Raw genomic sequence first — 22656 nt, 5'->3', positions numbered from 1 at the left:
TTAATCCAGTCCAAATTCGTTGATCAATTCGGGAAGCGTAATGGAGGGAATTTCCAAAGCATCCAGGTCAAGTACATAGGCGGCAGAACGGATGGCGACCGGCAGCTCAGCACGCGTGAGGCGTGGCATTTGACCTTCCGCATGAAATACCCTTGCGTCCCTCAATATTAACGTGCGGCCATAGAGCGGCGCATGCTCGTCAAGGTAGCCCATCACCATCAGTAGGGCTTCGAAGCAGCGCTGGACTCCAGCATGCTTAAATCTTTGGCGGAGTTCAGAGACGAAATCGACAAGCGAAAATCCGTCCGTTTTTTCCTCGAAGCGAAGCCCGCATAGAAGAATTGGATCTCGAGAACCATCCAGCTGCTCGATGCTGTTGATCCGGGCCAGGAAGCTGCCGGTCCGAACAGTGCTCTTCACTTCAATCGCGCCTCCGCGCACGTGAAAGTCTTGCGCCGCTCGTAATGGTCCTTGCCAGCAATCAAGAGCACCAACTCCCAAGGAAGTGTCTGCGAGCAGTCTCAAAATCCATAACTCGCCGAGAAGGCCGATCTGTGCATCGGGCGAAAGGGGGCGGTGCGTACGGGCCATGAATGCCTGCCATTCCCTGACCCGTTCAAGGAAGGCCTCTATCACATCACGATTCGCCGTGTTTGCTGCGACTTCCAATGTCCGCAAGACATCGACGACCATGATGGCGAAGATGTCCGGCGATCCTTCGGGCCGTCTGACCAACGCTATGGCGGTCTTTCCGACAACGACAGTCTGCCCCTCGATGACAGCTACATCGAAACCCTTGCCTTCAGGCAACCGTGCCGAATTCACTGGCCACGAGCTGGGAAATGAAACAATCAAAGCTTCTCGCCCCAGCGGAAAGTGGCAGCCGGCCTCAACAGAGACAGCACCCATCTCGGTGAGATGTACAAAGCGCCAGTCTTCACTGGCCTCTTGGCGCGCGAGCGCTCGCCAAGCGCGTTCAAGCCCGTCCTCAGTCCACCCAGTCATTCAGACCTCCCCACAGAACGCTGTTGGCGATATACTTGGAATTGGAAACTCTTCTCTCGGAAGTGCTCGAAGGGAAGCTGATTGCCCAAGCTACTACAGGGTCTGCATTTTCGAGTTCAGGGACGCCAGAACCGGCAGGATCTAGCAGGTAGAGCATCAGTAAACCACGTTCGCGTCGAGCCGGAATGCCAGCGTCAAGCACCCCGTTTCCGAGAACGTGACGGATCTGCGGTCCTCTGGGTTCGGAAGGTGGTTCTTTGCCATCGTTTCGATCCGTATCATTGCGCCAGGTTTTTTGACTGAGTTCGAGGGCTGCCTTCCACTCTGCCTCGGTTAGGTCAATAGCCTGATCGCGTGGGGAAATGAGGGTCTTGATGGAGTAACGATCCGCATGCTCGGCCGCTCTGCGGCGATCCAGCATTTTGACCGATGCGCCACCAACCGACTTTTCTGTTCCGGGTTGTTCCTTTCCGATAAGGGCCACGGTCCAGTCTGTCAGTTCCTGGTCCTTGTTCATTTCCTCAACGAAGTCCGCGATCAGCGGGCTCATAATCCGGAAGCTGGCCGAATGGGTCCTGTACTCCCGAAGGAACGAGATCACGCTGAGTGCTGGCACATCTCGCCACAGGTGTCCGTTCCACTTCTGACCTTCAGGTACAAAGAGCTGGTGGTTTAGGTCTTTCGATGGGCCTAGTGCGCTGATGAAGCGATCAGTGGCATTGAAGTTTGCCGTGATATCGTCCTTTCGATTTGGGAACACGATGGTCTGCAGCAGATCGCCTGAATAGGTTAACTGCATCGCTCGCGCGTTTCGCATCTTTGCCCGCGACGTCACGGTCAGCACGGAGTGGGATTTCACGCGCAGGCCGAACTGCTTCGGCGTGGCACCGGCCGCAACCATGTTATCAAACTCTTGGCGAAGCTCTTCGGCTGCATCGGCGATATGGCCGAACCACTCCACCATTTCTTCGGATGTGTATAGGCGGCAGACATCGAGGTAGCCGTCACGGTAGCCGAACCACCGACCCATTTGCATCAGTGTGTCGTACATGCGTGCGGTCCGCAGGAAGTAGCTTGTGCATAGACCCTCGAGCGTCAGACCACGCGCAAGCTTGTCGCCACCGATGGCGATAACCTTCAGGCCGCTGGCGTCGTTCTCAGCATAGTCCAGAGCGTCCTTCGCCGTGCCGTTGATCTCGCGCACGCGAATGTCCGACAGGACGTCCGGCAAAACGTCACGAATTTCCGCCCATGAGAAGTCATCCAGCGTCTCGCCTTCCACAAGCGCATCTCGGATCCCTCGCATACCAGGGAGAAAGGTCGCTTCATATTCTTCGCGCATGGATGCCTCGAGGGGAGCAAGTTCGATGCCACGTGTGTATCGGCCTTTCATGTCTCTCACGTAGGTGGCTACCTGATTGAACACTTCATTTTGTACTGAGGTGAAGCGCGTCACGTGGATGAGCATGGAGGAGTGCTTGTCGCCTTGCCCGCGCAGTTTCCGTACGGCGCAGGCATACACGAATGACCGGATCGCTTCTGCGAGCGAGTCCGGCACGCGATCTTCGCCCTCCCAGCGTGGTCGATGCCCGTTCTTGTGCGGCTTCATTTCTGGCGACGTCGTCGACTTGCTGGGCATCCAGGGCTGGAATTCATCGTCTGATAGTGCGCGCACCAGTGGCAGGTCTTCTGGCGTGCTTGAAGCGGACCCAAACACGCGTCCCGGCCCAACGTAGTTCGATGGTGCCGCTAGGCTGGTGATGAATGCGGAAGGGAATAGGTCGGGACCATGCTCCTGCGTTTCACCTCGCTCGTGAATGAAGATGTTTGCAAAGGGTGTCGCGGTGTAGCCTACGTAAGCCTTGCGTGCAAAGTGGTGCAAAATCGCACGGATGAGCCTGTTGATGGTTTTCGGCTGATGCTCGAGATCTGGATTGCCGAAATCATCTACGACGTCTTCGCCCGTGTCTACTGAACCATGATCCGACTCATCGTCGATCACAAGAATTGGCAAATTGGTAACCATCTTGCGACCCGTCGTGGGATCGGTGTGATTGGCGACTCGATTGCGGATCCAGTGTAACAAGCGCTCAAGGACGGTCTTGTTTTTCTTGACGACGAACAACCAAGGTCGCTGCTCCGGACTGATGTTCATCTTGGCCGCAACGGCTGTGTTGAAGTCGCCTTTGTCACTTCGATTGGTTGCGGCATTGGGGCGGACAGATGTGTCGTTGTCGATAAGTCCAACCCCGACCGCGGGAAGCTCATCGGCATCCGCGATCGTGGCAAAGCCGAGGAACCCCTCGTCTAGGCGGATCTGGGTCTGAGCCCTCAAGTTGTTGTGAAGGCCCGCAAGCACGATAATGATCTTGTAACCAGCGTCTGCTGCCTTGCAGATCAGACCGGTGTAATTGCCTGTCTTTCCGGACTGCACGTGGCCGACGACGAGACCGCGGCGATCCCAAGCGCCTTCGCGAACGGGATCCTCGAGGTTTGAAAGAACTTCATCGGTAGCAACGTCGAGGGCGTCGAGAGCCGACCACGGAATACGCGTTTCCATGTATTCGGAGTAGCGTTGCCAGTACGTCCACCCCTTTTTTCTTTCAGCGTCGAGCCAGGGAATATGGTCCTCGCCGCTCATTAGGGTGGCGTTCTGACCAACGGTGCGGCTTGAGCGACGGATCAGTTCGTCAACGAGAGCGTCCCGATCGACGAGGGCAAAATCCTCCTCCATCATTATTGCGAGCTTTGCCAGCTCCTTTTCGATCATTTCTGGCGTCACAGGGCTCTGTGCCCGTTCCGAAGCGAGGCGCAGCATGTTCTGCGCCATGGAAAGTATTGAATCGAAGGCTTTCTGATCAGAAACCGTCATGGCGAATCTTTCACTTCAAGGGATGAAATTAGGTCTAGATACCTGTCGAATGGGGGCGTGCGACCGAGCCGTTCGCGCGCCTCAGCAGGACTCAGACCGCGAAATGTCACAAGTGCTTCGAACATCGAGGACAATGTCTCCATAACTTCTTCGTCCGGTGCCCCGGCGAAACCTGTCCTCGGCGTTTCTTTGTCTTCTGCGGTATCAAGCCAGATGCGCTGAACTGGAACGGTCTCCTCAATGAGCCTTAGAACAGCGAGGATGTCCGGCTTGAGCGATCCTGCGCGTTTCAGGATCGAGGCGACGAGGTCATGGTCGCGGGCAATCCGGTAAGAGGTCCCTTGTGCGGAGCGCCGCACTTGCCAAGCCTCGGCAACCGCGTTTGAGCGCGTGCCCGAAACAGGCGTAACGTGACCTCGGTGGGCAAAGACCCGTCTCGCCGTATCCCGCGTCTCCGATGCAAGGCGGTGAAGTTGAGGCCGCAGACGTACCGGCGGATTGGCGGTCGACTTCAGAACATTGATCTTCCAATCGGCGTCCGCGCTGTTTGGTATGTCAAGCCTTATGCGGGCGAGCCGGTGAGCTTCATCGCGCGGCCATGGCTTGCCGCCGTCGCCTAGGCCCAGCCAGCCCCCTGCAAGAAGGAGACGGCGGTTGCGATACACGTAGAAGCCTTCCTGCTGCGTCCATCCTCCGGGTCCGGCCGCGGATTCTTGTTCGGTGGGCTTGAGCATGTCGCGGTGCGGAAGGACATGACATTGAACCGTCACACCTGTTGTATGGAGGATGCGATACTCGGGGCTTTCGAGCGCTTTGCCGGGATGTCCCATCATGTAAGGATCCCAGGGCTTCACCCCTCTACCGTTTAGAAGGAGGCGCAGAATCGGCTGCTGGCTGTCCAAAAGACGATGAAAGGTCATAGCAAGATGTGCTTCGACGCGATCGGCGAGCTCGATCATGTCAGTGGCGGCGAAGCCATCGGTCACAATCCGGTCTAGCTTCTCCCAAAGGACGATGGTGCCGTGTTCCATCTGCTCGAGGGGCGCAAGCAGTTGCTCAGATCCTTGTGCGGGCCCTTCAAAGAGGGGCCATTCGGCGCCCGGCTCCTGGCCAATTAGGTCGAGATCCCAGCGCAGGCATGCAACAGGTCCGCCATTCTGCCGACTAGCAACGGTCAGTCTTCGAGCTTGAGAGAAACTTGCTGTCTTAAGGCCTAGTCCGAAGCGCCCAAGGTCGCTGGCTGCGCGCTCCGCTCGAGGATCGCGTGCACCAAGGCGCATTCCGGCTTCAAGGGCCGCGTCGTCCATGCCGTCGCCGTCGTCAACAATCCTTACCCAGCTGTCTGGGCCAGCCCATTCGAGATGGATGGCGACCTCGCTTGAATTCGCCGTAATGGAGTTGTCAACCAGATCGGCCAGTGCAGTAGGAAGCGCATAGCCGAGCCCGCGAAGTGACTCGAGCATTGAACCGGCATAGGGGGGAGCATTTCGCACAGTCATAGACGTTGCTCTCTGCCTGAGTCTGCCAGACCGAGGCGGCTCAACTTACCAATTACTGCATTCCGGCTGGTTCCCCCCAGCTCCTCCGCAATCTCACTTGCGCTCATGCCGGCCGCCCAAAGCTCCTCGAGACGAGCTACTCGGTATCTCGTCCAGGACATAAGTTGCCGCTTGTTGTTAGTTGTTTCGGATGCACCATCTTTTTCTGTGTGCTGCACAGAGGGGACTTTCAATCCTCGACTGCTGTCGTAGCCCAGTAATTCTTGGAGCTGGCGCTTGCGACCAGGATGAGAAAGTCGGTCAAGGCCCTTTGCCTCGATCTGTCGAATGCGCTCGCGTGTCACTCCATAGATCTGGCCAATTTCCTCGAGGGTCATCTCGGAGTCGCGATCGATCCCAAAGCGCATCCGAATTATATCTGCCTCGCGCTCTGGCAGTTCAGCTAGGGCGTCAGCAATGATTTTTTCAGTCTCTGCCTCGTCGAAGGCGTTCGCGTCCTCTTGACTAGGAAATAGCTCATCCCAGTCGTCGATGCTTTCTGGATACACAGCCTCGCGGGGAAACCCACGAAACTGAGACACCTCATCAGTTGTCCATTCCAGTTCCGCGGCAAGATCCTTTTCGGAAACAAAGCCGTCAGCCCTAACGTCGAGCTTATCCATGGCGAGATCTAACCTCGCAATTTTCTCCTTCCGATGAACAGGTATGCGGATCGTAGATCCTTCGTCAGCACGCCATCGCATGATCGCCTGCCGCATCCAGTAAGAGGCATAAACAACGAAGCGATAACCGCGCTCTGGATCAAAGCGCCGCGTGGATCGCTGTAGACCCATGAACGCCACCTGAAACACGTCCTCCGGGTCTTCACCTTCTTCCACGCTCCGTGCAGCAAAGCGTCGTGCGTAAGGCAGGTGTTTGCGAACTAGTCGCTCGTTGGCGGCCTCAAAGAGTGAGATTTGGGTATTCAGCTCGTTGACATGCTCCGGTCCAGCAAGGTTTTTTTCAATCGAACTAACGAGCTCTTTTAGGAATCCCAGAGATAGATCGAGCGCCTCAAGCGCGTTAAGCGCTTGACGTCGCCGTTTACCATCCATAACGCGGCCATTTTCTTGCCAAGACTTGAGGGATTCCGCAGCGGTCATGACTTCGGCCGTCTCGGTGTGGCCGGGGCGAGAAGGGATGATGGTCTTCAGCGAGACAGAACTTGGGTTCCGGACACCACTCTGGATGGTGTCGACGACATCAAGGATCATTTGGACGGCAGCTTCGGAGGCGAGAATTCCCAACTGAAGCTCTTGCTTTGCCCGGACCATGGGCTCCAAGAGTTGCCGTTCATCGGACTTGTCCATGACGAACCGTTGTGTTCCAGGCAGCCGCGTCGATCTCGTGAGTGCTGCCTCGATTGCTTCAGAAAGCTCATCCCCGGATATGTCCGTTCGGGAGTCCCAAAGCCCGTCATTATGTCTGAAGGCAAAATCCACCTCGTCGAAGCCGCCGACCTCAAGGGTGCGCTGGAGGTTGATGCGCAATTCGTCAAGATCGCCATTGCCTTCGCATAGAGCGAGAAGGCTTTCGATGTCGCTGATTGAGTACCATCCCTTCTGCAAAACTTCCTTGGCCCATGTGGTGCAGATCTCCGTATCGATTGACAGTTGCGTGCCGCTCTGAACCACCGCGGGTTTGATTGATTGGCGCCCGCGGTTACGTACCTTGAGAAAATCATGCTCTGCGCCATTGTCCGCGCTTACGGCGGCGGCACCAATGCCTTCACCGACAATCGATGCTGGTGAAAGGTCGAGATCCCAATCTCCGTTCTCATCCGTGGAAACTACAGGTGAGGGACTGACGAGCGCAACGAATGTCCCCGAAACCGCTTCGCGCTCGGACTCGCCGAAGAAACGCTCTGGCTCTTCCTCAGCCTCAAAAACAAGCAAGTCGTCAAGGTCATCTAGTTGGCTTGGTGCCGCACTAGATTGCTCAGTTTCCGCACTAGGCTGTTCCGATTGCGCTGCAATGGGCGGAGCGGCATTGGGCGGGGGTACTTCAGCTACCGTTTGGGAGCTACTGTCGTCATCACCCTCTTTTTTCCGCAGGCCGAGACGATGTGCTTTGCTCAGAACTGCGTTGCGGCTGACCCCACCCAACTCCCTTGCGATCTGGGTCGCACTTCGGCCGTCGGCCCACATTCTTTCCAGGAGGTCGACACGCTCGTCTGGCCAAGACGAACTTGCGGTGGACTTTGGAGTTTCCTCGTGTTGCGAGCGCTCACTGGCCGTTGCCCTCAACTTGTATATGCCCAAACAGTGAATCTGGTTGAGTATTGCGCCGGGAGTAGCGAGCCCGCCAAGTCGCTGAGCGATCTGGCTTGGTTCTGCGCCTAAGGACCAAAGGCGCACCAATTCCTCGTTTCTTTCTGCGGTCCAATACTTTTCCTCAATTTGTTCATCAGCAGGCTTCGAAGGCGCTTCCGGCTTTCTTTGCGGGGTAGGCGTGGATCGATGTTCTGAGACATCGTTTCTCAGCGCTTTGCTGGTTTCGGGTCTTGGGGTGATGCCGCCTTCTTCAGGTTTTTCTTCGATTGGCGATTCTGTAATAAGCGAAGACAGAAGCTGCGATGCTAACCCGTGACCCTCTGAAAGTGCGACGTCAGCGGGGGTTTGCCGTTCATGGTTAAGTGTATTGGGGTCGGCCCCGGAACGGATGAAGAGATCGCATAGAGCAAGGTTTCCCGTCCGTGCTGCCAGATGGAGTGGGGTGTCTCCCTTCGGATCAGCAAAATGGAGGCGTGCAGACGCTGCGAAATCGGCGAGTCTATCGAGCTTACCTTCGGCAATCAGGCGGATCTCGTAAGGGGCAAGAGCTTGGCTTTCAGGTTTGTAGTTAGGCGAGGCACGACCGCCGAGGACTCGAGACAATTTATCCAGTATTTTCATAAACGGCCTCCCTGTTGAGAAGCACGATTTTCTGATCCTGCGGCTTCCTTACGCCGGGATCAGTATCTAGCCCAAGCCGCCTAAGCGCATAGTAGAGCAGCGCGCGCCGAACCTTGATCTTCGTTTTGCCGCCCCGCATGCCGTAGTCGAGAGCGATGACCTTCGCCTGCGTTTCCGAGAGATCTGGGTGGGGGACGACTTCGAGCGTTACCTTGGAATGCCAATCGCTGTCGGCAGCAGCCGTCGCATCGCTCTCCCGTGACCCCCGGATATTCACAATTCGGGACAACAGGAAGTCCTTGAAGACTTCGTCAGTCAGGCAAAATGCCCGCGCGTGCCATCGGTAGCCGTCGAAACCGATCGCGTGTGGAGCTATCCAGCGCCAACGGGGCTCGGGGAACGAAAGCGACTGGTATTTCACCTCTATCGCTTGAGAGCCGCGGATGGCTGTGACCAAAGAACGAAGGGTGACGGGATTAACGCCTCGGGCTGGCGTCGGCACGGCCTCAAAAGGTGGGAGATCGGCGATCCAACAATCTTCGCGATCAAGAATGTCCTCTTTGACTGAGCGTAGTTGAGCCAAGTATTGTGCGGCATCTGGTTGCTGGAAGTTTGGGGAAAAATCCGAACCTCGAACATAGGTCCGTGCGCTCTTGTCATAGACCATATTGTCCGGCGCGATTCTGAGATAGCGGTTCAGGTCGGATGACGCTTGATTTACCGACAACCCAAACTGCTCCATCAAATCACTACGGTTTACATGACCCTCCCAGAATAGGCGGAATTCAATGAACTCGAGCCTTTGCTCGACCCCCCAGCGTAGTTCTGGCTTTTCGTTTTCCACCGCGCCCTCCGTGGATTTATGCGTCCAAAAAATATGCGCGCACAATAATTGGGCTTATGAGAAGATAGCCATGGAGCGCTACGCATTCAATCGGGATGGTGGAGGAATCTTGCAGCGCAACAAGCCTTCTTCTGGAATTGCCTTAGTCGCAAAGCTTTGTCTCACTCAAACGCGCAGGCTTTCGCAAAAATGGCAGCTTGTCCGAAACTGGCACGATATAGAGTTGGGGGCGTGTTACTTTCCCTGCTGTCAATATTAGAAAAAAAGATGCGCTCGCAGCGTCGATCCCCGCCGAGGCTTCAGTTGGTTTTTGTTCACTAAATGCTCTAGGCGCACCCGTTGCGCATCCACTTACTTTGCGTTTTCCGAGCTATCCGAGCGAGCAGTTGCACTCGACGCAGTTACCTCGAATTATGAAGCCTTGCCGACCTACGAAATCGTTAAAGGTCACGGACAACTTGAGTTTGCTCATCCCACCGTTGTGGTAACTGCCTTCGCTTGAACCATTCCGACGTGAAGGCAGCAGGCTGGCGACCCGCTGCCACCTGATCGAGAATATCTGGTGCGAGGAAGGCAAGGCCGATCACCTGCTGGATGCGGCTCGAGGTGGTCTTTTCACTGGCCGCGAGGTCGCTAAAGGAGGCACCAGCCTTGATGGCCGCATACCATTTTTTTGCCGTCAGAATGTTCTTCACCAGCACCTTATCGACCTGTGGCACGGCGGCACCGAGGATTATGCGGGCTTCGACACCTCGGCGCTGCATCCGGAAGGACGCACTGATCCGTCGGGTCGCGCTATCGATCCGATCCGGCGCGATGCCGAGCCGGTCCGCCAGAACCTTCCGTTCGAGCCGCAAGAAGATGCGACCCTGCGCGAGATCGGCGCGGCGTAGCAGCGGTGCCCAGACGTCTGTGGCACCCTCGGGGTCACAATCATTTGCGACTTTTCGAAGCTTTGCCTGCAGATTGGGCACCTCGGAGGCCGTGATATCTCGGACCAGATCGGTCACCACGGCGGGCTTGTGCAGGTGATCGCGGAGGACTCGGGCAATACCGTTCTCAAGATCGCGGGCCGGCAACCGCCACGCATCGGTGTGTTTCTCGCGCCGCTCGGTGACCAGCCTGCGCGAGATGTAGTACCGCAGACGCTTGCCGTTTTTCCGAGAATGACTGGGGGTCAATCGATCACCGGTCTCATCGAAGAGCTTGCCGACCAGGGGCGAGCGTTCGGCAACGTTCGACCGACCGCGTGTGCGGGCCGCCTCGGCGGCAAGACGATTTTGTAATTCGTCCCATGTCGTGGGGTCGATGATTGCGGGATGCTGCCCGTCGTAGATTTTCTCGTGGTGCCGTATGCGGCCAGCGTAGAGCGGATTGGTCAGGATCTGATAGATGTGTCCGCGGCTGAAGGGCGTTCCGCCGGTCGAAGCGCCCGTAGCGAACAAACGCGGCCGCGTTCGGTAGCCGAGGTCTTCAGCACGTTCTGCGACAGCGCGGACCGAGCCGAGATCGTGATAGAGCTCATGTATGTGGCGGATGATGGGCGCTTCGACCTCATCGATCTTCAGGCTGCGCCCCTCGGGCTGGTAGCCGAAGGGCACTGTCCCGCCCATCCAAAGCCCCTTCTTCTTCGAGGCGGCGATCTTGTCGCGGATTCGTTCGGCCGTCACCTCCCGTTCGAACTGGGCAAAGCTCAGCAACATGTTCAACGTCAGCCGTCCCATGCTGGTGGCGGTGTTGAAGGACTGGGTGACAGAGACGAAGGAGGCGCCGGCAACATCAAGCCGATCGACTATTTTTGCAAAGTCGGAGAGCGAACGGGTCAGCCGGTCGATCTTGTAGACGACAATCTGATCAACCAGGCCCGCCTCTATATCCGCAATCAGTTGCTGCAGCGCAGGCCGCTCCAGGGTCCCCCCGGACAACCCGCCATCATCGTAGCGTGTCGGGACCTGTACCCATCCCTCTGCCTTCTGGCTCGCGACATAGGCCGCACAGGCTTCGTGCTGGGCGTCGAGCGAATTAAAATCCTGATCAAGTCCTTCTTCGGAGGATTTCCGAGTGTATATGGCACAGCGTATCCGGCGCGCCATCTTAAGCAGCCTTTCCGCGATGAGACGGCTTGGTGGGCGTTGCTTCCTTTTCGACGTCGCTTGTCAGCCCGAAAAACCGTGGTCCCGACCAGCGCGCGCCAGTGATCTTCCGGGCGATAGCGGAGAGCGAGACGTATCGGTCCCCAGCCATCAGGAACCCGCCGTCGATCACCTCGACTGTCCAAGTGCGCCCATGCCATTCCCGGATAAGCTTGGCGCCGGGGCGCAGTCTGGTGCCAACGGACGCCCGAGACGCACTGCCATCGGCGATGCGATTCAGGTCCTCGATCGTTCGGACCTTGGGCCCCCCGAGCGTCTGACACTGGAGTTCAAAGGCAAGCGCGCGGCGCAAGAACGGCAGCGAGAGGTTCTTTGGGGGCGGTGCCCCGATCATCTCGCGCCAGAGGTTGAGCAGGGCAGCACGATCTGCGGTTTCGAGAGCGGCGAGAGCTTCAGGCAGGTCCTTTAGAGCAACCGGCTGGTTAGCCGAGCTCATTGGTTGGCCTCCGAACTGCTGATCGATTCTGCGTCGGCGCCTGCAGTGGGGACAATCCAATATATCAGGCTGGAACGACTACCCACCTGCTTGGCCGTTTTGACCTTGTGGCCCGACTTGCGTAACCCGGTGATCGCCGCTCGCGTCGTGTGCGGTTGCCAGCCGAGGGCTGAGCTGATCTCGGAAATGGTACTTCCGCCAACACCGCTCAACATTTCAATCATTTGGGATTTCTTGCTTGCCGCGCGGGCCGAAGCCGTCATCGGTGTCATTCCGTTGCCAGTTTCGGTACTTTCAGATGTGATTTTGGGTTTTGTCGACACAGTCGGCCTCCTGGTTTAGACCGGATCCATTCCGGCCTTTCTACCAGGCTGAACCCGGAGATCCGGGCGCGACCGCCGAAGGGTCTATCTGTGTCGACGCGAATTAAATACCGCTTGCCACGCGTTAAAAGTCCAGCGGGAATTCTCGTGAAAATTGCAGTTTGCCGTTAAATGGATCATAATTTGACCTAGCCAAATGATACTGAGTCCCTGAAATCGCGCCGTTAGCACCATAAAAACATTGGCTACGGTAAAAACCTAAGGCTGAACTCTCGCCATCATCTGTGAAATAGTGGCGAACCATCCCCTGATTTCGTTGTTCGGGTCGGTTTGAGCTAGCCTTTCAACGGTCATCTGGCGAACTGCAGCATCATTAAGTTGCCGCTTGGCTTTACTTTCCTTCTTTCGCCTCTTTTCTTCGTCAAGTCCGGCCCATGGATCACCTCCATTGGCTGCGTGAACTGCTTCAGCAACCATTGAAGGCACATCATCGAAATCAGCAAAGGGTCCGGCGAAGGTGATTTCTATTTGGTTCTGTGCGTAGGCCTCAGAAATAGCCTCGTGGTGGATATAGCTTTCTAATTCACGCTTCTGGGTCGCCACAGCTTGACAGTCTACACGGGAATTAATTGTTGCAATGTGCGCTGCATATTTTGGATCGGCGGGCGGTTGGTTGTCCCGATCGCAAATATGAAATTCTGGCCTGTTGAATGGAGCGAGACGGGAAGCCCATAGAGCTAGATTGCTCCCGCCGAGAGGTACAAATACTAACTCGCCATCCAGCTCTAGCTGTTCAAGGTTGGGTACATTTTCGCCGGCCGCATTGAGCATCCGCGAAATCCCCTTAAGAAAGGTTATATCGTGAGGACCTTCGACGCCGACAAATAGCTTAACGTTGTGGTCAGGTAGAACGCCAAGGGATTTTGCGATCTCCTCAGATGCTGCCGGGCTGCCTTCGATAATTTCCCGAACCCCATCATCTCCTTGTCTGATAAAGCGCAAATCGGCCGCATCAAGATATCGAGCGAGCATTGGCGTGTGTGTTGTAATGATCACCTGCCTGCCATCACCCATAGACAGGTCACGGAGAGCGTTAAGAAGTAGCCGTTGATTGCGGGGGTGTTGGCTTGTTTCTGGTTCTTCAATGGCGTAAATCACTGAACTCGCGTTCTTTTCAGACGCGTCTTTTTCCGCTTTCGCCCGAAAGAAGTTTAGCAAGATAAGGCGTTTTACGCCACTTCCGCGCTTGTTGAGAGGTATGCCCTCATCACCTGTTATGCTTGTAGAGAAAAGGGAGTCCCATTTCTTTGTGGAGATGACCGGATTCAATGTTTCGGCCACAGATGGATCCATTTCGCGAAGTTTTTCGACGGTTGCATCCGCAATCTTCTTCACCTCCGATTCGACAAATGTTTGGACTTTCTGAAGCTCGGCTTCAACAGCCTTTACCGCTTCCCGAATGGCTGCTTTCAAAGGGTCCTGAGCCTCTGCATCTTGGTCCGTACTTGCCCGATCTGATTTAAAAAGCGCAAAAGTTGGCAGGTAAGGTTGTAATGCAGCCCAGACTTGTTTTCCGCCCTCTGCGTCAAGGGGGACAGCAACTTCCGCTTTTGTCAGATCAGGGCAAGAAGCCCATATGGCGCCGCGCACAAGGGCGTTCACACGTTTGTCAATCCCTTCCAAGTCAACGCCGAGCTCGTTGGCCCGCTTTGCCAAGTCGGCCTTCTTGAGCGAAAGCAAATCGGCGTAGCCATCTGCAGTCGGATGCAGCGCGAGGGCTTCAACGGCCGTCACACTTGGTGTGCCTATGCTGCCATTGTAGGTCTTTCGTACTATGAGGTTGCCGGTGGGACTTAGCAGGTGTTCCGCCGCTAGTGTGGTCGGAAAATCAGCATCTACAACCAATTCAGTGGGAATATTTTCGAATTCGCAGGTAATTCGCATCTGCTTTGGATCGCCTGTTTTGCAAGCGTCATCCTTGTCCGGTTTATCGGCCTCGAAGAAAATAGCGAGAGCATCCATCAAGGTTGATTTGCCCACGTCATTTCTTCCAACCAATGCGGTTAGTTCATCGAAGCAGACCGAAATCGGAGCTGCGTAACATCGAAAATTTTCAACGGTTAAACCAACGAGTTTCATGATCAGCTCCAAAATTTTCGCGGACGTTGCAACAGTTCAAGCTGAGTAGTCAAAGGATTCATGGCTGGAACGCTCGTGTTGCCGATCCGGGGAAAGGCGTCCGCGATCCGACAAACACTGTGGTTAGGGAGCCGAAACGGACGACGAGGCTCCGGCCGGCACGAAGCGTGAGGAGCCAGATAAAGATGCAGCGCTGAGTATCCCGACTAGGCCCAGGGCTTATTTTTGACCTGCGTCACCCCTAAAATCGGCCCAAAATGCATTTTTTGTATAAGCCATTTATACCTCGGGCCAAAAAATACTTGCGCAATTGGGGATGCGGCCCAATGTAAAGCCTGAGCCACAAAGAACTGCCGGCTCAATAGCAACGGAGTAAGAGAGCGGACGGAGTCTGTTCTCGGGTCGGACAGCCGGCCCATCCGTAAGCGGCCCAATCGAGGTCCAGCTTACGCATCAACGGAAACAACTGAGCGCCGAGAGGCGCGACGAATTTCTGAAGTTCCTGGAATCGTCCGGGAGCACTGGTGCGTAAGGAGATTGAACCATGCACACCGCGACCTCGGGAACGCATGTTCCCAAACTGAGGGCTGTGACCCTCAAGAAGATCATCTGGATTCATCCGGAAGAACTCGACTACTACGCGCCGACTGCGCGTCAGCATAGCGAAGATCACATCGAAAGCTTTGAGCGTACGATCCGTCGTTTTGGCGAAGCTTTCCCTGTCGTGACAAACGGCACCGGCGGCATCATCGCCGGGCAGGGGCGCGTCGAAGCTGCGCGGCGTCTGCGTCTTGAGTGGATCCCGACGCTGCCGCTCGCTTGGCTCACCGAGAAAGAGCGCAAACGCTACGTAAAGACCCTGACCCAGTTCGGTGTCATCGCGGACTGGAGTCGTGACATGTTGCACATCGACCTGCAGCACGTGAAAAAGATCCGCCTCTCCACAATGGCCAAGATCAACGGCCGTTTCTTCCATGCCAATGGAAAAGAGCAGCCGGTTCGCGCACGCCAGTAGCGCATCGGTTAGAAGAAGCGAAGTGATCGGTGGGGGCCTGCCGATCTCGTGCCGGGCGACCGGCCCTTCGCAAGGACCCAACGGTCCGGCCTCTCCCTGAAACAGCGCTGACCGGTTCGCCCGCTTGGGCACCATTGGTCCCTGTCATGGCGAGCCGGCAGCGCGAAACCGAAAGGCCCAGAATGGCTGATATCAAATCCTTGCCGGAAAGCACCCGGCTCAAGATCACCTATCGCAAGACTGGCGATCTCATTCCTTACGTGGGCAACGCCCGGACCCATAGTGACAAGCAGATCGCCCAGATCGCAGCCTCGATCCGCCAGTTCGGCTTCACCAACCCGGTGCTTATCGACGATAATGGCAGCATCATCGCTGGCCACGGGCGCGTGGCTGCCGCTAAGCAGCTCGGCATGATCGATGTGCCGACTATCGCGCTGGGCCACCTCACGCCTGACGAGCGGCGCGCATATGTAATCGCCGATAACCGCCTGGCCGAACTCGCTGGCTGGGACCGCGAGATTCTGAAAATCGAATTTCAGGCTCTCGCCGACATGGATCTCGACTTCGATCTGGAAATCACTGGCTTCGAGACCGCCGAACTCGATTTGTTGCTCGACGACAGCACGGGTGATGAGGTCGTCGATCCGGCCGATGAAGTGCCTGCTCCCAAACCCGGACCTGCAGTGACGCAGGCTGGTGATGTCTGGATCCTGGGCAATCACCGTCTGATCTGCGGTGATGCACGCGCGTCCGAGACTTATGCCGCTCTCATGGGCGCCGATCGCGCCCGCGCGGTCTTCACTGATCCACCCTACAACGTGAAGATCGACGGCCATGTCTGTGGCTCCGGCGCCGTCAAGCACCGCGAGTTCGCTATGGCCTCCGGCGAGATGGATATGGGCACCTTCACCGCCTTCCTCGAAGACTCTCTCGGCGCCATGGCAAAGGTCAGCTTTGACGGGGCAATTCATTTCACCTGCATGGACTGGCGCCACATGGTCGAGCTGCAGGCGGCGGGCTCACAAGTCTACAGCGAACTGAAGAACCTCGTCGTTTGGGCCAAGACCAATGGCGGCATGGGGACCTTCTACCGTTCCCGGCATGAGCTGATTTATGTCTGGAAGGTCGGCACTGGCCCGCACACCAATACCTTCGGTCTCGGCGAACATGGGCGCTACCGCACTAATGTCTGGGACTATCCTGGGGTGAACAGCTTCGGCGGCAACCAGAAAGATTTGGCGCTCCATCCGACGGTGAAGCCGGTGGCGCTGGTGGCCGATGCGATCAAGGACGTCACCCGCCGTGGCGAAATCGTGCTCGACGGGTTTGGCGGCTCGGGCACCACGCTGATCGCGGCAGAGCGCACCGGTCGTATTGCTCGGCTCGTCGAACTTGATCCGATCTACTGCGACGTGATCTGCCACCGGTATGCGACGCTCACCGGCATGCAACCGATGCTGGAGGCCACGGGCGAGACCTTCGAGGCTGCTACAGAGACGCGCACAATTGAGGTCGAGGTACCTGCGACGGAGGCTGCCGAATGAGCGATCAGATCAATCAGCCGGCGGGATATGCGAACCCGCCGGCACAGCACCGCTTTAAAAAGGGCAAGTCCGGCAACCCTCGCGGGCGGCCCCGCAAGCAGGATGATCTCTGGGATCACTTGAACCGGGTGCTGAGCCGCAAAGTTAAGCTCCAAGGCAGTGGCGATCAGATCCCGATCCGCGAGGCTCTGATTCACCGTTTGCGGGAGCTGGCACTGGCGGGTGACCGGCGTGCACTGGAATTGCAGCGCCGGATTCTAGCCGAGGCTAGTGCCGCTGAAAAAGACCGTTTCGACCCGGAAGAGGAAAGGCGGGAAGTCGTTGAAGCTCTCCGCCGCATTGGCGAAGTGATGAGGAAACGCGGAGGTGGCGATGCCTGACGACTACGATATCGGCTATGGCAAGCCGCCCGAAACCAGTCGGTGGCAGAAGGGGCAGTCGGGCAATCCGAAGGGCCGCCCCAAGACCCGCGCGGATCATCTCAGGGACGCAGCAGCGATCCTGTCAGAGCCCGTGATGGCTCGGACCTCCGAGGGGAAGCCCGTGTCCCTCGCTGGGTTGGAGGCGGCCTATCTGGCGCTTTGCCGAAAGGGGCTGAAGGGCGACGTACCGGCGCTCCTTCGGGCCATCACCATCATGCTGGAGGTCCAGCCGGCTGTCGATGCGAAGGTCGACGACAAGCGCCAGCGGCGCGAAGAACTCATTGCCCGACTTGAACGTCTCGGTTTGCCGACAGAGTCCCTGCGCAATCGGCCGTTGGATGAGTTTTAAGGTGACCAAGTGCCCGGGCAGCCCCAAGAGGGCTAAAGAAACCTACAAAGGCCGCGGAGTTTCTATGTTGCGCAATGATAGGATCAATCCAGATTCTTTGCGTTGTCACCGTACAGGAAAATGCAACTTGCCGCCGTGTAAATGAATTCCCAGGCATTTCGTTGGGTCAGCCCGACCTCCTCGGGCGCCCAGGAGACGGTCCGGAAAGTCGTGTTGTGCCAGGACAGAGGACCGGTGCGATCGATCTCGCAAATGCACGCGGCTTAACTTCCCTGTCAAAATTTGACACCCTTGTTCCCTAGACTTGGTCTCAAAGTGGCATTTTGATTCGTGCTGCGCTGCCGGAAGAAATTGCTGAAGGTGATTACCAAGCTGACATCGCGCTGCAGTCTTTTGTACCAGATTATGGGAGAGTATTTTTGATCAAGATTTTGCACACCGCCGATGTTCATCTCGACTCGCCGCTGAATTCTCTGGCGCTTCGGGATGAAGGTTTGCGCGCAAACATCCAATCCGCGACGCGGTCGGCCTTCACGGGGATCATAGACACAGCGCTATCTGAAGGCGTTGTTGCCCTTTTGATTGCCGGGGATCTTTACGACGGCGCACAGCGCAGCGCAAAAACTGCAGCCTTTCTGACGGGCCAGTTTGAAAGGCTGCGGGCTGCCGAGATCCCGGTGTTCTACATCAAGGGCAATCACGACGCTGAAAACCCGATCACCGGCGAAGTCGCTCTCCCCGACAACGTTCATGTTTTCGACGGGCGAGGCGGCAAGGTTCAGCTGGCGGGCTTTGACGTCTGGATCCACGGCGTGAGTTTCAGCGGCAAACACGCCCCCGACAGCTTGCTCGGCAAGTTTGATGCGCCCGTGGTCGGTGCCATCAACATTGCGATGCTGCATACGTCTTTGGCTGGTGCTGCGGGGCACGACAATTACGCGCCCTGTTCTGTTGCCGAACTTGCCGCCCTAGGCTTTGACTACTGGGCGCTCGGCCATGTGCACAAACGGCAGGTACACAATGAGGCACCTTGGGTCGTCATGCCGGGGATCCCGCAGGGCCGCGACATTGGCGAAGCGGGTTCCAAATCGGCCACGCTCATTAAGATCGAACATGGGCAGATTGCCGTGGAAGAAATTTCGACCTCCATAGTGTCTTTCCTCGACCACACCGTCGATTTGTCCGGGGCCGAAAATGATGATGAGATCCGCCAGCGGATCCGACAAAGCCTCCATGCGCCAATCGCTGAATTGCGACCCGACGACGATGCGATTTTGCGCCTGACACTTTCAGGGAGAACGGCACGGCATTGGCATGTCCTACGTGACAGAGACATCTGGACCGAAACCGCCTCGCAAATCGCCGAAGAAACGGGCCGGCTTTGGATAGAGAAACTCAGCTTCGCGCTCGAGGCGCCCTCCGCGGCAGTCGATTCAAGTGCCACCTATGAGCTTGGCCGCCTGATGGGGCAGATCGCGGCAGAAGATGGGTTTGTAGCGCAGGCGCAGGCCGAAGTCGACGAGGTGCTATCGCAACTTCCGCCGGCCCGGCGTGCTGAGCTCATGTCGGATGCCGCCGCACTCTCTGCCTTGACAACCGAGCTGGCCGAGGCTGGGTCCGAGCATCTCTTTGCCCTCATGAAGGGAGCTTCGGAATGATGCGCCTGCGACAGCTCGATCTGGAATTCTTTGGCGGTTTTACGGGCAAGGAATTTGATTTCGGGCCTCGGCGAGATGCCGGCACTCCGGACTTCCATGTCATCTACGGGCCAAATGAGGCCGGCAAAACCACGACGATGGAGGGCTATCTCCGACTTCTCTATGGGTTTCCCCATCGCGAACCGTATGACTTCTTGCACCAGCGTAAGAACCTCCGGGTTTCTGGCCTGCTGGATATTGACGGCACTGAAACGGCTTTCACGCGGCTTCCTACCCGCGATCCTTCGCTCCGCGATGCTCATGGTCAGGAATTGCCTAACAGCGCGTTGCAAGCGCATCTGAGTGGGCTTTCCGAGGAAGATTACCGAAACCTTCTGTGCCTGGACGATTTGACCATCGAAAAGGGTGGTGAGGAGATTACGCGTGCCAAGGGTGATATCGGACGCCTGTTGTTTTCTGCGGCGGCCGGGATCAGCGAGCTTTCCGATGTACTCGACAGTGTGCGGGCGGAAGCTGACGGTCTTTTTCGCAAGCGCGCAAGCACGACCCGGCTCGCGGGGCTGAAAAAAGAACATGCCGAGGTCGAGAAGCAGATCCGCGAGCTTGATGTTTCCGCTTCGCAATATCGCGGGCTTAAGAAAGCGCTCGACGATGCCCAGCTCGAGGAAGCCCAGGTTTCCGAGCGCCGCAAGGAATTGTTCGCGGTCAAAGCTCAGTTGGATGCCAGGATCAAGGCCTTGCCCGTGCTGGGTGAGATCGGTGCGCTTGACGAAAAGCTTGCAGATTTCAACGCCTGGCCTGAGCAGCTGGATGTCGACCCTGAAGACTTGGTGCGGATGCTTACCGAACAGACCACGGCTCAAAGTGACGTCACCAAACTCAGCGATGCGCTCGACGGGTTGCGTTCAGACCTGGCCGCGATCGAACACCATCCCGAGCATCTCGCGCTCACGCAGGAGTTGGAGGTCCTAGACGCCTTGAGGAGCCGGTACGCGACGGCTGACCTGGACTTGGAGCGCCGCCGCAAAGCACTCGATCAGGTTCTCGGAGATATGGGTCTGGCGACCCGGGATCTTGGCGCACCCGCCGGTGTAGACCCGAAGGATCTAGTGCTAACCTCGGCCGCCTTGTCGGAGCTCGAGCGGGCCCGGGAGCGGATGCGGGATGCGGAGGTCGCGGTCACACGTGAGCAGGACGAAGTGGCAGACATCGACGAAAAGATCGAGGCAGCCAAGGAGCGCTTAGGCACTCTTGATGCCGAAACCTCCATCACTGTCGACTTGGCCGAGATCTTCGAACGTTTTGATGTCGACACGCTTTCTGCCCGCCATGCAGCGGCTTCAGAAGCATTGAAGGCGGCCAGTCACAACCGACGCGCCGCGTTTGACGCACTCAAAATCAAAGGGCAGAGCTTTGAGGCTCTGCCGGCCTGCCCCCTGACACTGGAAGAGGCCGAGACTCTGCTCGGCGATCTGCATGAGGCCACCCGAAGGTACGAGACCACTGTCCAGGATATCGACGACACACGTGCCGAAATCGAGCAGCGCAGCGCGCGGATCGCTCAGATCAAGGCGATGGACGGACTGATTGATGATGACGAGGCGCGCAACATTCGCATGGGCCGTGATGAACTCTGGAAGGCTCATAGAGCCAGCCTGACCGACCAAACCGCTGACGCGTTCGAAGGCGCCATGGAGCGCGTCGATAGTGCCATGGATCTTCGCCTATCACAGGCGGCCGATCTCGGGACACTGCGTCAGCAGGAACAGGATCTTGCGGCTGCGACAGCCAAGATGGACACGGTGGAGCAAAAGATGGCGGCACTGGACCAAGCGCGCAATGCCGTGTTGGAGCGCTTGGCTGTTGCGGCAACCGAAGCTGGTATCGGAAACTCGATTGCGCCGGAGGCTTTCTTGAATTGGCTGCGCAAGCTTGATCTAACGGAGCAAGCCGATGGCGAGCTGACCAGGCTTCGGGATGAGCACCGGGAAACGTTTCAAAAGGCGGATCGATTGGTCGAGGTGCTCGCGGAACACATACGTCGGGATGTGCCGGAGTTTGACGAACTTGTCGCGGTAGCGAAAACCGAACTCGCGGTACAGCGCAGCCATCAGGAAAACCTGCGAAGCGCCAAGGCGCGTATCGACGAGCTGACGAGGGACCGAACGAAACGCATTGAAAAACTTTCCGGTATCAAAGAAGCAGCCGCTTCAGCACGCAGCGACTGGGTCGCGCTTGTATCCGGGGCCCTGCCGGAGAGCTTGGATCCCGGCTTGCTCGAGACCTCTCTCCAACCGCTCCAGGATTTGCGCGAGCACGAAAAGGAACGCGTGGCACTGGAACGCCAGGTCGCGTCCATGGAAGACGATCAAATCCAGTTTGCCGAGAAAGTTCAGACGTTGGCCCAGCGGGTCGGCGTCGTTACGACGGCATCGCCTCTGGATGACTACGATGCTTTGACGGCCTTGGCGAAGCAGGCAGTTGATGCAGGCGATGAGGAGCGCGACCTGAACGAGCGGATCGAGGCGCATGAAAAGTCCTTGGCCGAAGCCCAACGGGTCTTGGAAAACATCGATCTTGCGGTTGCAACGCTTGCGCAGATGTTTCCGGATGGCGTCGACACCAGTTCTCTCGGAGCCTTGCGGCGTGCTGTCAGCACTGCCGCTGACGTCATCGCTGACAGGGCCAGACGCACGGAACTTGAGCGCTCGCTGACGTCGCTTCTCAATCTGGACGGCCTAGAGGACGCGCGCACAGCTTTGGCGGGGGCGACCCAGACCGGGTTGCAGGCCGAGATGGACGAGGTCAGTGCCGATCTGGAAGGCATTGAAGACCGCTACAAGGGCGCGATCGAAGCGCGGACTTCTGCGGAGCAAGCGTTGCTTGTTATCGGCGGAGATGCGGATGTCGCGCTTCTGGTCGAGAGAAAGACGACTCTGGAACTCGAGATGCAGGACGCGGCACTTCGGCATCTCGAACTAAGTTTGGGTCACCGTCTCGCCGAGGCAGCGATCCGCCGATATCGCGATGCACATCGCAGTGTCATGATGCAGGCCACTGAGGCCGCGTTCACCGAGCTAACAAATGGCGCTTATTCCAAACTTCAGACGCAGATTGACGGAGCTTCGGAAACCCTGTTGGCGCTGGATACGAGCGGGATGGCAAAACAGGCACAGGACATGTCAAAAGGCACTCGATTCCAGCTCTATCTCGCTCTGCGCGCTGCGGCGTACGAGCAGCTTGCGGACCAGGGGGCATCGCTGCCGTTCTTTTGCGACGATATTTTTGAGACCTTTGATGAGGAGCGAACGCACTCAGCCTGCCGCGTCATGGAGCGGGTCGGCCAGCGTGGACAGGCGATCTATCTCACTCATCATCAGCACGTCGTCGATATCGCGCGCGAGGTCTGTGGCGAGGGGGTGCAGATCCACAACATCGAAGCCTAGCTTGGGACTCCGCGCACT

15 protein-coding genes are annotated in these 22656 nt (G+C 57.3%); 6 read left to right on the top strand and 9 right to left on the bottom strand.

The annotated features are described in order from the left end of the window. The 9 genes from AC2FLU_RS02345 to AC2FLU_RS02305 all read right to left on the bottom strand — a co-directional run bounded on the left by AC2FLU_RS02345 (position 1) and on the right by AC2FLU_RS02305 (position 14204). Positions 1-1005, bottom strand: a complete 1005-nt coding sequence (locus AC2FLU_RS02345) for a PD-(D/E)XK motif protein (protein ID WP_496811847.1) — start codon at positions 1003-1005, stop codon at positions 1-3. Beyond that, positions 989-3877, bottom strand: a complete 2889-nt coding sequence (locus AC2FLU_RS02340; protein ID WP_496811846.1) for a Z1 domain-containing protein — start codon at positions 3875-3877, stop codon at positions 989-991. Before AC2FLU_RS02340 ends, AC2FLU_RS02345 begins: the two co-directional genes overlap by 17 nt. Continuing rightward, a complete protein-coding gene (locus tag AC2FLU_RS02335; protein WP_496811845.1) occupies positions 3874-5340 on the bottom strand; it encodes an ATP-binding protein in 1467 nt (488 codons plus the stop codon). Before AC2FLU_RS02335 ends, AC2FLU_RS02340 begins: the two co-directional genes overlap by 4 nt. Before the next feature lie 32 nt (positions 5341-5372). Next, entirely contained in the window at positions 5373-8309 is a 2937-nt protein-coding gene (locus AC2FLU_RS02330; RefSeq protein ID WP_496811844.1) for a sigma-70 family RNA polymerase sigma factor, read from the bottom strand. After that, entirely contained in the window at positions 8293-9153 is an 861-nt protein-coding gene (locus AC2FLU_RS02325) for a WYL domain-containing transcriptional regulator (RefSeq protein ID WP_496811843.1), read from the bottom strand. Before AC2FLU_RS02325 ends, AC2FLU_RS02330 begins: the two co-directional genes overlap by 17 nt. A gap of 440 nt (positions 9154-9593) precedes the next feature. After that, entirely contained in the window at positions 9594-11246 is a 1653-nt protein-coding gene (locus AC2FLU_RS02320) for a recombinase family protein (protein WP_496811842.1), read from the bottom strand. 1 nt (position 11247) lies between these two features. Further along, complete coding sequence (locus AC2FLU_RS02315; protein WP_496811841.1) at positions 11248-11742, bottom strand: DUF2924 domain-containing protein; 495 nt, start codon at positions 11740-11742, stop codon at positions 11248-11250. Beyond that, on the bottom strand, positions 11739-12065 hold the full coding sequence (locus tag AC2FLU_RS02310; RefSeq protein WP_496811840.1) for a DUF3489 domain-containing protein: 327 nt from the start codon (positions 12063-12065) through the stop codon (positions 11739-11741). The genes AC2FLU_RS02315 and AC2FLU_RS02310 overlap by 4 nt, the downstream gene beginning before the upstream one ends. Positions 12066-12323: 258 nt before the next feature. Beyond that, entirely contained in the window at positions 12324-14204 is a 1881-nt protein-coding gene (locus tag AC2FLU_RS02305; RefSeq protein ID WP_496811839.1) for an ATP-binding protein, read from the bottom strand. 544 nt (positions 14205-14748) lie between these two features. On the opposite strand from AC2FLU_RS02305, the gene AC2FLU_RS02300 reads away from it, so the two are divergent. The 6 genes from AC2FLU_RS02300 (at position 14749) to AC2FLU_RS02275 (ending at position 22638) form a co-directional block, all read left to right on the top strand. Then, positions 14749-15219, top strand: coding sequence for a ParB N-terminal domain-containing protein (locus AC2FLU_RS02300; protein ID WP_496811838.1), 471 nt, complete (start codon positions 14749-14751; stop codon positions 15217-15219). Between the two features lie 182 nt (positions 15220-15401). Further along, a complete protein-coding gene (locus AC2FLU_RS02295) occupies positions 15402-16763 on the top strand; it encodes a site-specific DNA-methyltransferase (protein ID WP_496811837.1) in 1362 nt (453 codons plus the stop codon). Then, positions 16760-17143: a DUF5681 domain-containing protein gene (locus AC2FLU_RS02290; RefSeq protein WP_496811836.1), complete on the top strand. Its 384-nt coding sequence runs from the start codon at positions 16760-16762 to the stop codon at positions 17141-17143. The genes AC2FLU_RS02295 and AC2FLU_RS02290 overlap by 4 nt, the downstream gene beginning before the upstream one ends. After that, on the top strand, positions 17136-17534 hold the full coding sequence (locus AC2FLU_RS02285; RefSeq protein ID WP_496811835.1) for a DUF5681 domain-containing protein: 399 nt from the start codon (positions 17136-17138) through the stop codon (positions 17532-17534). Before AC2FLU_RS02290 ends, AC2FLU_RS02285 begins: the two co-directional genes overlap by 8 nt. A 323-nt stretch (positions 17535-17857) precedes the next feature. Next, complete coding sequence (locus tag AC2FLU_RS02280) at positions 17858-19192, top strand: metallophosphoesterase family protein (RefSeq protein ID WP_496811834.1); 1335 nt, start codon at positions 17858-17860, stop codon at positions 19190-19192. Further along, positions 19189-22638: an ATP-binding protein gene (locus AC2FLU_RS02275; protein WP_496811833.1), complete on the top strand. Its 3450-nt coding sequence runs from the start codon at positions 19189-19191 to the stop codon at positions 22636-22638. The genes AC2FLU_RS02280 and AC2FLU_RS02275 overlap by 4 nt, the downstream gene beginning before the upstream one ends. Positions 22639-22656 lie beyond the last annotated feature (18 nt).

The organism is Ruegeria sp. SAZD013 (assembly GCF_059612525.1).
The sequence above is the reverse complement of the archived record's forward strand: the minus strand, read 5'-3'. Positions and strand labels throughout refer to the sequence as shown.

Bases quoted from the DNA above. Each gene is read 5' to 3' on its own strand.
- AC2FLU_RS02345 (WP_496811847.1), bottom strand. From the start codon at position 1,005: ATGACTGGGTGGACTGAGGACGGGCTTGAACGCGCTTGGCGAGCGCTC.
- AC2FLU_RS02340 (WP_496811846.1), bottom strand. From the start codon at position 3,877: ATGACGGTTTCTGATCAGAAAGCCTTCGATTCAATACTTTCCATGGCG.
- AC2FLU_RS02335 (WP_496811845.1), bottom strand. From the start codon at position 5,340: ATGCTCGAGTCACTTCGCGGGCTCGGCTATGCGCTTCCTACTGCACTG.
- AC2FLU_RS02330 (WP_496811844.1), bottom strand. From the start codon at position 8,309: ATGAAAATACTGGATAAATTGTCTCGAGTCCTCGGCGGTCGTGCCTCG.
- AC2FLU_RS02320 (WP_496811842.1), bottom strand. From the start codon at position 11,246: ATGGCGCGCCGGATACGCTGTGCCATATACACTCGGAAATCCTCCGAA.
- AC2FLU_RS02315 (WP_496811841.1), bottom strand. From the start codon at position 11,742: ATGAGCTCGGCTAACCAGCCGGTTGCTCTAAAGGACCTGCCTGAAGCT.
- AC2FLU_RS02305 (WP_496811839.1), bottom strand. From the start codon at position 14,204: ATGAAACTCGTTGGTTTAACCGTTGAAAATTTTCGATGTTACGCAGCT.
- AC2FLU_RS02300 (WP_496811838.1), top strand. From the start codon at position 14,749: ATGCACACCGCGACCTCGGGAACGCATGTTCCCAAACTGAGGGCTGTG.
- AC2FLU_RS02295 (WP_496811837.1), top strand. From the start codon at position 15,402: ATGGCTGATATCAAATCCTTGCCGGAAAGCACCCGGCTCAAGATCACC.
- AC2FLU_RS02290 (WP_496811836.1), top strand. From the start codon at position 16,760: ATGAGCGATCAGATCAATCAGCCGGCGGGATATGCGAACCCGCCGGCA.
- AC2FLU_RS02285 (WP_496811835.1), top strand. From the start codon at position 17,136: ATGCCTGACGACTACGATATCGGCTATGGCAAGCCGCCCGAAACCAGT.
- AC2FLU_RS02275 (WP_496811833.1), top strand. From the start codon at position 19,189: ATGATGCGCCTGCGACAGCTCGATCTGGAATTCTTTGGCGGTTTTACG.